This window comes from Enterococcus viikkiensis, assembly GCF_005405345.1.
GTDB lineage: Bacteria > Bacillota > Bacilli > Lactobacillales > Enterococcaceae > Enterococcus_A > Enterococcus_A viikkiensis.
The window spans coordinates 38,210-51,156 of sequence record NZ_BJDW01000002.1; the positions used below are offsets into that span (position 1 = coordinate 38,210).

The window sequence follows — 12,947 nt, forward strand, 5'->3', positions numbered from 1 at the left end:
CAATGGATCATTCTAAATAGAACTAAATCTTGGAATTATTCATTAGTTAACTTTTGTTAATGTATATTATGTAAACTAAAATAAAAAAATAAATCAGAAGAATTCACTTGCACTAAAATCTCCTTAAGGTTCTCCTTCATCATCATGGACTGTTTTATTAAGAATTTCCGTATAAGCCTTCGCTCTTACAAAGAACTTTTTCAGTTTAGATGAAACTTTGAAAGAAAAATTGTGCAATGAATTTTCTTTTTGATTCAAGAACTTGGATAAATTAATTATTATTCTCGTTAACGGATCTAATATGCTGTTGATCTTATAGCTCTATCTATTCATTTTCAGCCCTATAAAGCAACTTAAGTAAAAACACCTTAACAAGACACAACGAACGTCCATGTTGAGGTGTTTTTACTTAAGTATTCAACCAGTATTTAGGCTAAAAAGACAAGCAAGAATGTTAATGTATCGAATAGATAATGAATAAGAAAAGATCCCCAAATCGATTTCGTACGAATATAGGCAGCTGTACCCATGACGCGCCCTAATCCGATAACAAAGATCACTTGTGCCCAGTTCCATTGATATGTTGGCAGGTGCAACAAGCCGAAGATTAATGAAGACAATAGTAACGCAATTGCAATACTTTTGTTGCGCGACCACCCTACACGTTGGTAAAAGAAATATAAAATGGCTAAAAATGGTAACAATGCCATAAATTCTTCACCTAATAGATTCGGAATATTGCTAATCATATTAAGCAAAAAGTGGGCAAGCGCTTCGGAACCCTCAGTATGAGAAACACCTGCAGGGTTGGAAGCCGTTTTTGTAAACAGACCAACAATGCCGCTCGAGGCAAACGCATAGATCAAATCTACAATAAGTAGTAAAAATAAATAAAAATAATCTTTCGCCCGAATCTTTTTAAACAAAGTGAAGGTGTCTTTACCCGCAAATATTGCCAAACCACCTACACCAAAAATAAGTTTCATTGAACTTATCAATGCAAGCACTAACAGTACGTTGTTCTTATTTATATTTGGTACCCAAAATGATGAAAGTAGAAAACCGATAAAGAAAATAGCAAGTATGATCCCCCATTGCGCTGTTGATATCTTTCTAGGTTGATTATTATAAAATGGAAAATCTGATGTATCTTCTTTCCTCTCAATAAAAAAACGATTTGACATAGCCATCCCTCTTTCCTTTTTAAATTTTATTATTTATTTAAAAAACTGTAAACGTAAATGTATTCTTACTGAATACTATTTGGAAAAAGAGAATAACATGTCCTCCTTTGTAGTATTTTTATCAAAAGAAACCGTTCGAACCACCCCTTATTCAGGAGTAGAACGATTTATTTCTGTATACTACTATTTTTTACTTACTTACAGTTTCCCAAAAACGATGAAAAGTTTCCAATTGTGTTAATTGTCGATTGCATTGATTACTGTCAGTACAAATGTAATTGCCTTTTTTTGTATATGTCCCATCACCAGCTGATTTTGTTGTTGTCAAAAAGAAACTCACAGTACTGATTTGATTACAAATCGCACAATGCCCTTTTTGAACCTCAGGACTGAAGCTCCCATAAATGCCTGAAAAACGTCCGTCAATTTGTCGCATCAAGTATTTTCGATTGGTTCCGCTATCGTTCCAGCCTAAGTAACTCAATTCAGTAAAATCCGTTTCCATTAAATCGGGATACTGCATCTTCTTCACTTTACGAAAACATTTATCGATTTGTTTAGTTGTTGGAATGTTCATAGGAACGACGAATGCTTTCAACTCATTAAATAATTTTTCGAATTTGTCTCTAGTCAGACTTGTATGAAGAAATTGCTCCCAATAAATTTCTAATGCTGAATCACGGTTAAAAATGTCCGCAGTCTTACTTTTTATCAAGGTTTGTAAGGTTTGAATGGTTTGTTGATCATTGACTGAATGATACGCGGCAACTAGCTCGCTGATTTGTTGTTTACAATAGCCATATTCATATGGCTGAATAATTAGTTTTTCTGTATTCATAGTTTTCCTCGTCTCTACTCTTTGAGGAAAAGAATTTCCCACAAAGGATTATTTATTAATCAACTTGATTGTTTATTTTCTTAGCCCGTATGATCTAAGATGAGTACTTCAGCAAGATTCCCTTCTATTTTTGCCCCTTTGATACTGTGGTAAGGATAGTTGATTCGGGGTATTTCCGCAAGTTTTTTCATTAGGACTAAAAAAATTGATCTTTGACCTAGTTACTGGTTTATTAAGATTCTGTTATTTTCCTTTAATAAGAATCGTTAAACGCTGTAATATCAGCTTTTATATATGGAATACGTTTGACCTTACTTGTAAAAACGGATAGAATATTTAAGATATATGGATAAAATTATGAGGAGCACGTAAATGTCTCGTTTAAAAAAATACACAAATTTCATTAAAACACGAATAGGCTTTTTTAGCTTATTAATTCTTTTATTATGGTTGAAAAATATGTTTGCCTACCTTGTTGACTTTCACTTAAGTATCCAAAGTGTGATGCAACTATTTATTTTATTAATCAATCCCTTGAGTATCTCAATGGTGCTGTTAAGTATTGGTCTGTTTATTAAACGGCCAAAGGTTGCGTATGCTACGCTGTTCAGCTTGTATGCACTACTAACCATTTGGCTATTTTCCAATGCCGTTTATTATCGAGAATTTACCGATTTTATTACGATTAATACTTTATTAGGGGCAGGAAAAGTTTCTACTGGTTTAGGTGAAAGTGCCCTACGGCTGTTTCGCTGGTATGATTTTATTTACATTTTGGATTTGTTACTCATTCCTGTTTTATTGATTCGAAAAAAAATACCGATGGCAACAGATTATCTGCGTTTTCGTCAAGCGACGGCATTGGCGGCTTTATCATTATTGATTGGTAGCGGGAATATTTTTTTAGCAGAGGTCGATCGTACGGGCCTATTGAGCCGACAATTTTCTCGTGAGTATTTAGTAAAATATTTAGGGATCAATGCCTTTACTCTATACGATAGCTATCAAACCTATCAAAACAACCAGATCCGAGCAGAAGCCAGTCCTACTGATTTAAAGGAAGTTGAAAGCTACATTAAGGACCATTATGCTGCGCCTAATGATTCCATGTATGGAATCGTTAAAGGGAAAAACGTTGTCTACATCCATTTGGAGAGCTTCCAGCAATTTTTAATCGACTATCAACTCCCGGATGAGAATGGTGTGAACCACACCGTCACTCCCTTTTTAAATAGCTTGTATCATGGTGAAAGTACCTATAGTTTTGACAATTTCTTTCATCAAGTGAAGGCCGGGAAAACATCAGATGCCGAAACATTGATGGAAAATTCGTTATTTGGCTTAAATCAAGGAGCTTTATTCACACAAATGGGTGATAAAAATACGTTTGAAGCCGCCCCAAATATTTTAAAACAAAAGGCGGACTATACATCAGCCGTCTTTCATGGTCATTCCGCTTCTTTCTGGAATCGCGACAAAACCTATAAACACTTGGGCTTCGATTATTTCTTTGATTCTTCCTATTATGATGTGAATGATGATAATTCCTTTCAATACGGGATGCACGACAAGCCTTTCTTGAATCAGTCAGTCCAATATTTGGAACATTTGCAGCAGCCTTTCTATGCAAAATTTATCACTGTTTCAAACCACTACCCTTATTCTCGATTTAAGAATGAGGAAGACGGATTCCCGTTGGCGAACACGAAGGATGAAACGATCAACGGCTATTTTGCAACTGCAAATTATTTAGATACCGCATTGAAAGAATTTTTTGAGTACATGAAAGCTAGCGGGCTATATGACAACTCGATCTTTGTCTTGTACGGTGATCACTACGGTATTTCAAACACACGTAATAAGGACTTGGCTCCGTTACTTGGTAAAGATTCTGATAGTTGGACAGACTATGACAATGCTCAGCTGCAACGTGTTCCTTTCATGATCCATGTTCCTGGTGTAACCAACGGCGGCATCAATCATACCTATGGTGGACAAGTCGATGCTCTCCCAACTCTCTTACATTTATTAGGGGTTAATTCAAAAAAATATTTACAGCTAGGTCAAGATTTATTTTCTCCTGAACATAAGCAAGTAGTGGCCTTTCGAGATGGTGATTTTGTGACTCCACAATATACTTTCTATGGGGGCAAAATGTACGACAATCAGACAACACAAGTCATTGACGAACCGACACCAGAGCAAGAGCAAGTCTTTACCGCATTAAATCAGGCAGTGGATCAGCAACTGATTACCTCAGATAAAATCAACAACGGTGATTTACTGAGGTTTTATCAAAATAGCGGATTGGACCCAATCGATCCCAACTCCTATGATTACCGTGATCAAAAAGCTCGATTAGAAGCGATTGAACGACAAAAAGGTGCCAAGTCTTCTAGTTTGTATAGTGAAAATAATCAGCGTTCAACCGTTGGGCTTTATAAAACAAAAACCTACCAACAATACGAATAGACGAGGTATTCGTAAAGAGGGTCTATGACAGCAACTGTCATAGACCCTCTTTTTAATTTGGCTGCTGGCGTTCTGCAGCAGCTTTTCTAAGTTTCCGTTGGGCTTTTTTAGAACCACGATCGATATCGCGGCGCTCTTTACGCGTTTGAAAATCTTCAAAAAGATTGTCAACATCATAATCAGCTGGATACAATTCTGACGCACGGAATTCCAATTTGATTCGCCGCTTGGGAACTTCGATAAATTTGTCCTCAAAAAAAACTGAGACGTTTTCACTAAATGGCATTTCTTGGTAAATTAAAGCCGATTGCTGTTGCTCTAACAAAAAAACTTTGTCACCTTTATAGTAAGTCATTGTAGAAATCATAGTATTTGTCTTGCCGGATTCTTTGACTTTAAAATTTTTCTTCTCTAATTGATAATTTCGATCAACAAAATAGTTTTGAGCTTTTTCGATGATTTTGTCATCAATTGCCATTTTCTTTGCAATCCATAGTGCATTGCTTTCACCAGTTTGTCCAATCAACAGGCGATATTTGGGCGTAAGCCGTTCGGCATCAAAGTCCATAGCAGCTGTAATAAAGTCGGGATGCTCTTCAGCAAAACGCTTGATCTCGCCGTAGTGGGTCGTTGTAATCAAAATACTGCCCTTTTGGTAAAATTCTTCCATGATCGCTATTGCCAACGCAGCCCCTTCATTTGGCTCAGTGCCGCTTCCTAGCTCATCCAATAGAATAAGGCTATTTTTGTGAGCCTGTCGCAGAATGGTTGAGATATTTTGCATATGTCCAGAAAAGGTGCTTAAGGCATTTTCAATACTTTGGGCGTCACCGATATCAACAAAAATTTGATCAAAAATAGCGATCTCAGAACCTGTTTTAGCTGGAATCTGTAACCCAATCATCGTCATTAGGGTCAATAACGCGACCGTTTTTAAGACCACTGTTTTTCCACCAGCGTTAGGTCCGGTGATTGTTAAGCCACGGTAGTCTTTACCAATGGTCAAGTCTAGCGGCACAGCATGAGCGATTAACGGATGAGTTGCTGCAACTAAATGAATGTAGCCGCGAGCATTTAGTTTTGGCGTTAACCCTTTTAACTCGCGACTGAATTTTCCGCGAGCAAAAATCTGATCGAACTCAGCGATAATCTCGATGCTTTGCTGAATCGCCGGCAAAGCTTCTGCCAATAGCCCGGTTGAGGTCGCTAAAATTTGATACACTTCCGCCTCCTCGGTCATTTTATGGTACATCAGCTGTTCATTCAAGCGACTAACGTTACTGGGCTCGATATAGGCTGTCGTTCCCTTACTAGAAAGCTCAACAATCGTTCCCTTCACTTGCTTTTTGTACGCGGCTTTGATTGGTACGGTAAAAATATCGTTTCGTTTAGAGATAATCGCTTCTTGTACTTTTTCTTTATTTTGTCGAATGAATTTTTTTAGTAATTCTTGGATCTTATCCTCTGTTTCAGAAATCTCTCGTCGCGCACGTCGTAATTCGCGACTGGCACTATCAACGACACGCCCATTGCGAATGACTTGATAAATTTCCTCTTCAATTTCTTGGAAATCATTTAATCCTTGCCCATAGCGATTCAGCAATGGGGCGATACTTTGATTCTTTTCAAAGAATTGACGAATCAAGCGCAAACTACGAAGGAAATCAGCATACTCTAACAATTCAGAAGGAGTTAAAATAAAGCCCTTTTCCAGTTGATTTGTAATGTGTTCTGCACTTTGCAAGCCCATAAAAGGAACGTGCAACCCACTATCCAAAAGTTGCTTAGCTTCTTCCGTTTCAGTCAGCCTTTTTTCTACAACGGATAATTTAGAATGAGGCTGTAAATTGTCGATCAACGTTTTGCCAAAACTGCTAATCGCATAGTTAGCAAGTCGTTGTTTGATTTCAATAAATTGTGTTTTTGTAAATGTTTCGTTAGTCATAGTCTCTCCCTTTCGTTTAAGACCCTACCAAAGCCAAGGCAGACTTAACAAAAAATGTAATCGCAGTCGTTAAAAAATGGGACTGGCAGTTCGTTCAAACTGAAGTACTCACTTTTACTACGCATATGATTTTACTAAATGCGCTGAAGCACATAGTAGAACTCGCAGTCGACTCCAAAAATATGAAGGAAAATAAATTCCTATCAGAATTTATTTTTTATAGTCGTCGACATATCATCCAACTATACTTCTCACTTGAAGAATCAGTGATATTAATATACTTATTCCCTAGCGAAACGAGCTGCGAAAAGTTGTAAGGACAGCTAGTTCAAACTAAGGTACTCACTTTTCCAAGTTTAGGAAAAGTGAATTTAATTTTCACTACGCATACGATTCTACTAAATGCGCTGAAGCACATAGTAGAACTCGCAAAAAAAGCTATAGAGATTCCTCTCCATAGCTTGAAATGATTCATCCGCTTTGATAGGTATCTAATTTGGCATGCAAAATAAACTGTTAGACAACAGAATTTTTTGCTATTAAGTTACTCCAAATTAAATAACTACACTCACCAAGACACCTCATAATATTTGTTAAGTTTCCTTGTTATTAGCATAACCTGACAGATAATAATTGTCAAATTGAATGAAAAAATTACGCAATTTCCGCTGGGACTGGTTTGACACCATCGTTGATGAAATAAACTTGATACCACGTTAAGAAGCTGTAAATCGTCCAAATTTTACGACGACCGTCTGCTGTTCCAGCGAAGTTATCGTCTAATAATTTTACAATCTTATCTTGATCAAAGAATTCTTTTACAAAGTCTTGCGTAAAGACATCACGAACAATGTGATAGTATTTTTCTTCACGCAACCAGTCTTTGATAGGAACTGGGAAGCCAAGTTTCTCGCGATTGTACCATTCTTCTGGCAAATGACGTGCAGCTGCTTGACGGAACGCGTATTTTGTATTTTCAGCATTGATTAAGTATTTCGTAGGAACAACCTCTGAAACCTTCATCAATTCTTTATCTAGTAATGGAACACGAACTTCTAATGAATTGGCCATCGATAATTTGTCAGCTTTCAAAAGAATATCTTTTGGCATCCATTGGTGCATATCCAAATATTGCATTTTTTTGATTTCGGACATGTCTTGAACTTTTTCGTAATGCACGTCAACAATATCTTTGATCGTAGGGCTTTGTTGGAATTCTGGTTGTAAATAATCAACCGCTTCATCTTCTTCAAAGACTCTCGCTTGACCGATGAAGAATTCTTCAGCCGGCGCTAATGACGTATACAAATGCAACGCACCTTTGAAGGTCTTGCCTTTCAAACCTTTAGCGATCGAGTAGCGCATGCCTTTTGGCAATTTTTTCAGTCCTTCAGCCACAACCATTACAGCTTTAGATCGCGTGTTCATCCCATAAGCTTGATATCCAGCGAACAATTCGTCTGCGCCTTCACCACTCAATGCCACACGGACATCATGACTAGCAAGTTCGGCTAAGAAGTACAGGGGCACGCAGGAAGGATTTGAATCAGGTTCATCCAAATGGTATTGAATCAGTGGGAAATATTCAAAGGCTTCATCTCCGGTAACCACACGAGACGTATTATTTAAATCAATCAAATCCGCCAATTTTTTAGCTTCGATGGATTCATTATATGATTTGTCGCCAAAGCCGATCGAATAGGAATGCTCTGGACGTAATACAGCTGTTACGTAACTTGAATCGACACCAGATGATAAGAACGAGCCAACTTCAACGTCAGCGATTCGGTGAGCTTCTACTGATTTCACAACCGTGTCATCAATCAAGTCAACCGTTTCATCTAACGTCATGTTGGTTTCTTGCTCTTTAACATCCCAATATTGCTGGATATCTAGCTTGCCATCTTTATAAGTAAAGTAATGTCCTTCTTTGATCCGATAAACGTTCTTAAAGAACGTTTCGTCTAAGGCTGAATATTGGAAGGTCATATAAGGCTTCAAGGCTTCTCTATTAAGCTCTTTAACAAAGTTTGGATGTTGTAAGAAGCTTTTGATTTCTGAACCGTACATGAACGTTCCATTCATTAATGCGTAATACAAAGGCTTAATCCCAAAATGATCACGGGCGCCGAATAATTCTTGTTTTTTCGTATCCCAAATCACGAAGGCGAACATCCCACGGATTTTTTGCAACAGTTCTACACCGTATTCTTCGTAGCCATGCAGTAGGACTTCTGTATCCGAATGGGTCGTAAAGATATGCCCTTTCGCAATCAGATCTTCCCGAATGCTTTGATAATTATATATTTCTCCATTAAAGGTAATGATTTTCGTTTCATCTTCATTTTTGATGGGCTGAGTACCACCTTCAAGGTCAATGATACTTAGACGACGGAATCCTAAAGCAGCGCCCTCATCGATAAATTGTCCCGCACTATTTGGTCCACGGTGGACAATCGTATCCATCATATTTTTAACAATTTGCTCTTTTTGCGTTGTATTTGAACGATCAATAAATCCTACAATTCCACACACAATCTCTACCCTCTTTCAAACATGGTAAATGATACTCTTTCATATTAACTTTCAAAGTATATCATACGATTTAATGACTTTCACGATTGAACGTGATTTCCTTGCAAAAAAGGCGAAAACCTTAATAATTTTCAAAGGTATCGTGAATTTGACGAAAAAAACTGTGCCAAGCTTGGCACAGTTTCATTAATCCGTAATTGTTAACGGCACCAAGAAAGGATAGCTGCCAAAGAATTCAATCAGCGATTTATTTTTACGATCGGTATTTAACTTTAGACTGCTAGTCTGCTCTAGCTTGTCTTGTTTGATCGTGACGGTTTGATTGCCATCAAGAGCGATTAAATAACTGTCCTCGCCAACTTTTTTAAAGTCATATTTTTCATTATCCATTGTGGTAATAAAAATCTGATCTAAAACAGCCGCTGGTGTTTGGTGTTTCAACTGCACATCGAGATTTAACGGTTCGCTATTGTCTAAAAGATTCTTACCGAAACTAAATCCGAGACCCTTCATATGGGCAATGACATCATTCATTTCACGACTAAACATCGAGTTTTGTCCGCTAGTATAAATGTGCTCATAGTAACAGTCCTTCAGCAGTGTCAATACAGCAGCATCTAAGACGTTTACGGACATAGAAGCCGGATCAACCTCCATCAGTTTTATTTTCTCGCTACGGAGTTTGCCATCAGAAGTAGGCATCATGAAGCTGAAACAAATTTTTTCCTCATTCATTAAGCGATAGGATAGGTTGAAATGTTTTGTTTCCCACGTTGAAAATTCATTGGAGGAAAGTTGCAGTCCGTGATTTTCTAATGGCTTAATCAATTCAAAGGTAAAGTATTCCATTAAGGCCCCTTTAGCAATCGCTGAAGCAGATTCTTCCTCTTTCACAAAGATTTTCTTATAGAAATCCAACAACGTTGTAAAGTCAGATTCCATCAGAAGTTTGCGAAATTTCAAGTCCGCTAATTCTTTTTCAGCATCAGCGATTAAGCTCAGAAGGTCCTGATAATTCTGTTCGCGATTGTCATAATAATTCAAAGCGGACTCACTGACTGGCTTGTCTTGAACAGTCGTTTTAAGACTTTCTGTCCCAATGTCTTCCGCGGATTCTTCCGGGTGTAGAATCTCTTTTTCGCGAATATTTAATTCGGCCTCTTCCGTGTCTACTAAGGAATCATAGATTTGATTCATTCGATTCTTCTCTTCCGCCATTTATTCCGCCCCCTTGTTTAAGAAATCCACGATGAATTGGTCAAGTGCGGCATCCATTTCGTCTAAGCCACCGAAGCGTTTATTGATTAAGCGCAGCTCTTTCAACGCAATGGCTTGTTCCAACGCGAGGCCATGCATTTTATTCGCTAATTCGATCTTTTGTGATTCCCCAGATAATTGGTCCCCTGCAAAAGGCGCCCACTGGCTACGTTGTTTTTTTAGATCCTTTAAGCGGGTCTCAACTTCTTCGACTTCTTCTTCGATCTTTTTGCGATTCATGAAGGTTTTTGATTCCTCAAGCTCTTCCTTCGTCTTTTCCTCTTGAGCGATCTTAACATCTAACTCCCGCAACTCAGATTGCGCAGCAATTGTTTTCGCATCAAAATTATCTTGCTGATCTTGTAAATCAATTAATTGCGACTTATAGTCTTCATCCATGACGCGTTTCCATTGGTCACGTATTTCAGGTAAAATTTTAATCGTTGGCTGTGTCGCATCGACCTGTAGAACGGTCCGATCGCGATAATAACTTCCAATCTGGTAGTTCATTAAGACAGGCGAAACAACTTCCCGCATGATCATAAATGGGAACGCCCGCTGGATTTCTTGATCTAATTTGCTAGTCAAATAATTGTCGATCTCGTGATTCATGTTGCTGGATTGTTGAATCGAGGCTGGCAACTCTTTCCAATAGATACGATAAACATCGCCCATTCGTTCAGCCGCCATCGCTTCTTCCAACTGTTTGATTTGCCCCATTAACCCGCCTAACACATCTGAAGCTGATTCCTTTACCGAATCAAATGATGTGTCGGTTTGATGCTCTTCCTTTTTTTCTGGAGTCTCCATCTAAGACCCTCCTTCTTGTTTAATAAATGCTATGAAAAGAAAGCTTTTGCTTCGTTTTCTTTTATCCAATACGTTACGTGTCTCTTCCCAAAAAAAGAATCTACTGCATTTTCTAAATGACCACCCATTCATTTAGCTTAGAAAATTTCTCGGTTGGTCTTAGAGTTTTCACGTATCAACGCTATTCGCATTCAAAAGTTTTACTGTTAAAAATAATTATACGTTTGCCGAGGTCAAATGCCAAAGCATTTCACTTAGTTGGTAATGAGGTCTGCGTATTTTTTAACAAAAAAGCTAAAAATTTTATATATTATATCAACTTTCAACATATTTAACTGGTAATAATGAACCCACCCCTCTATTTTACCTTAGCGGAGCGCTATTGGTAAGTCTAATCTGGCTTAGATAGCAAAAAAGATTGCGCCATTTTCTAAAAATGACACAATCTTTATAACGTTAGTTTGTTAATCCGCTAAAGAAATCTTTAACTTGTTGCCATAGGTTGGCGAAGAAACCTTGATTGTCTTCAATTGTCCCTTTTAGTGAATCACCAAATTTTCCTAATTGGTCAGATAAATTGTTTACAGTATTTTTAAAATCACCGCTAATTTTATCTAGTTGCTGAATGGATTCTTTATCAAGCACGCCATTTGTTGTTTGATATTGCTGTCCTAGCGCCACTAATTTGTTGATATCCTCTTTTGAGACGTATTGTGACAAATTATTTTTTTCCAAGGCATCATTGACGATTTTTTCAACATCCGCTTTAGTCGCCAACTCGCCTTGTTTCTCTTTCAAATCGGCTAAATCTTTTTTGATGTCCACTAAAGTTTGGTTCAGTTGCGCCTTATAAGCGTCATCTGCTTTTTCCTTTTCACTATCTGATAGATTTTGGTTTTGACTTTGTTCATTGGCATTATTGACGACTGATTGAGCGACATCAGAGGTTGTGTCTAATTCTTTTTGTGCTAGTTGCGCTCGTTGTGGGTCAACGGTTTCCCCGTTCGCCTCAAAGGCTTTATAAACACCCGTTAAAGCACTTTCGCCGGTAACTTTAACGACACTGGCGACTTTCACCGTCGCATCGGTAATTCCGGCAGTAACTAGAGGATTCTTGTATTGATCTGCTGTGATTTGAGTAATGTTTTGCGGTGTCAGAATCTTCACATTGATCCCTTTGCCTGGATCCTCTCGATTGACTACGACTGAGCTTAGCATGACACTATCATCACCGCTACCATAACCTAGATATTTTACAAGATCTGCACCGGTAGCTTGCTCCATTTTGACGCTGTCTTGATTGATCCCCAGCTCATTCATCGTCTGATTCAGTTGTTGCTGATTTAGCCCCGCTCCTGCTACAAAGGTCGGTTTCCCCCAACGTTCATTGATGACCGTCTCGCTGGAAGTATCCTCTGCTTGAACCTTTGAAGTTTGACCGATTAGGCCAACCCCTAGAGAAAGGCCTAAGCTTGCTAATAAAATATATTTATGAAGTTTCATGTATTTGCCTCCTGCATTTGATACCTTTATTTTAGCCGATTTATTCAGTTTTACTTAATCATAACGTTGCTTTTTATAAAATAATTTACTAAGCTAAGAATCTTTTAAGCATTTTTTCAGACTTTAGTTGGAGGAAAAAAGGCTTTTTTTATGGATTTCCAAAAAAATAAAACGATCAGCCATTTTTATCGGGCTGATCGTTTCGTTTTATTTTTCTTTCGTCGTGAAATGGATCTTACCTTGGCTGTCGCGTTCCAAGTAAGTCGTTTCTTTAAGATAGCTGAAATGCAGTTCCTTCAATGAAGAATCCTCCAGCATTTGTTCGTAGCCTTCAAAAATTGCTCGAATATATTGTTTATAGGCTTGCTTTTTTCGTTGTCGCTTGTTCATATGGCACCGTCCT

9 protein-coding genes are annotated in these 12,947 nt (G+C 37.9%); 1 reads left to right on the plus strand and 8 read right to left on the minus strand.

What is annotated here, in order from left to right; translation table 11 throughout:
• Window positions 1-428: 428 nt before the first annotated feature.
• Entirely contained in the window at window positions 429-1,184 is a 756-nt protein-coding gene (locus tag FFM67_RS01580) for a CPBP family intramembrane glutamic endopeptidase (RefSeq protein WP_170177971.1), read from the minus strand.
• Window positions 1,185-1,374: 190 nt separating this feature from the next.
• Complete coding sequence (locus FFM67_RS01585; protein WP_137612927.1) at window positions 1,375-2,022, minus strand: FusB/FusC family EF-G-binding protein; 648 nt, start codon at window positions 2,020-2,022, stop codon at window positions 1,375-1,377.
• 372 nt (window positions 2,023-2,394) lie between these two features.
• Between FFM67_RS01585 and FFM67_RS01590 the strand changes: the two genes are divergently transcribed.
• Window positions 2,395-4,494 (plus strand): LTA synthase family protein, encoded by a 2,100-nt coding sequence (locus FFM67_RS01590; RefSeq protein WP_137612928.1) that lies wholly within the window; start codon window positions 2,395-2,397, stop codon window positions 4,492-4,494.
• A gap of 52 nt (window positions 4,495-4,546) precedes the next feature.
• On the opposite strand, the gene FFM67_RS01595 is transcribed toward FFM67_RS01590, so the two are convergent.
• The 6 genes from FFM67_RS01595 to FFM67_RS01620 form a co-directional block, all read right to left on the minus strand.
• Window positions 4,547-6,439: an endonuclease MutS2 gene (locus tag FFM67_RS01595; protein WP_137612929.1), complete on the minus strand. Its 1,893-nt coding sequence runs from the start codon at window positions 6,437-6,439 to the stop codon at window positions 4,547-4,549.
• Window positions 6,440-7,093: 654 nt separating this feature from the next.
• Window positions 7,094-8,974, minus strand: coding sequence for an asparagine synthase (glutamine-hydrolyzing) (asnB, locus tag FFM67_RS01600; protein WP_137612930.1), 1,881 nt, complete (start codon window positions 8,972-8,974; stop codon window positions 7,094-7,096).
• 186 nt (window positions 8,975-9,160) lie between these two features.
• Window positions 9,161-10,192, minus strand: a complete 1,032-nt coding sequence (locus FFM67_RS01605) for a hypothetical protein (RefSeq protein WP_137612931.1) — start codon at window positions 10,190-10,192, stop codon at window positions 9,161-9,163.
• A complete protein-coding gene (locus FFM67_RS01610; protein ID WP_137612932.1) occupies window positions 10,193-11,041 on the minus strand; it encodes a hypothetical protein in 849 nt (282 codons plus the stop codon).
• Window positions 11,042-11,497: 456 nt separating this feature from the next.
• Window positions 11,498-12,544 (minus strand): DUF1002 domain-containing protein, encoded by a 1,047-nt coding sequence (locus FFM67_RS01615; protein WP_137612933.1) that lies wholly within the window; start codon window positions 12,542-12,544, stop codon window positions 11,498-11,500.
• Window positions 12,545-12,751: 207 nt separating this feature from the next.
• Window positions 12,752-12,934, minus strand: coding sequence for a hypothetical protein (locus FFM67_RS01620; protein ID WP_071861396.1), 183 nt, complete (start codon window positions 12,932-12,934; stop codon window positions 12,752-12,754).
• Window positions 12,935-12,947: the final 13 nt, after the last annotated feature.

What these genes read in the sequence shown, in the direction of transcription:
- FFM67_RS01580 (WP_170177971.1), bottom strand. Translation starts at nt 1,184, where the DNA reads ATGTCAAATCGTTTTTTTATTGAGAGGAAAGAAGATACATCAGATTTT.
- FFM67_RS01585 (WP_137612927.1), bottom strand. Translation starts at nt 2,022, where the DNA reads ATGAATACAGAAAAACTAATTATTCAGCCATATGAATATGGCTATTGT.
- FFM67_RS01590 (WP_137612928.1), top strand. Translation starts at nt 2,395, where the DNA reads ATGTCTCGTTTAAAAAAATACACAAATTTCATTAAAACACGAATAGGC.
- FFM67_RS01595 (WP_137612929.1), bottom strand. Translation starts at nt 6,439, where the DNA reads ATGACTAACGAAACATTTACAAAAACACAATTTATTGAAATCAAACAA.
- FFM67_RS01605 (WP_137612931.1), bottom strand. Translation starts at nt 10,192, where the DNA reads ATGGCGGAAGAGAAGAATCGAATGAATCAAATCTATGATTCCTTAGTA.
- FFM67_RS01610 (WP_137612932.1), bottom strand. Translation starts at nt 11,041, where the DNA reads ATGGAGACTCCAGAAAAAAAGGAAGAGCATCAAACCGACACATCATTT.
- FFM67_RS01615 (WP_137612933.1), bottom strand. Translation starts at nt 12,544, where the DNA reads ATGAAACTTCATAAATATATTTTATTAGCAAGCTTAGGCCTTTCTCTA.
- FFM67_RS01620 (WP_071861396.1), bottom strand. Translation starts at nt 12,934, where the DNA reads ATGAACAAGCGACAACGAAAAAAGCAAGCCTATAAACAATATATTCGA.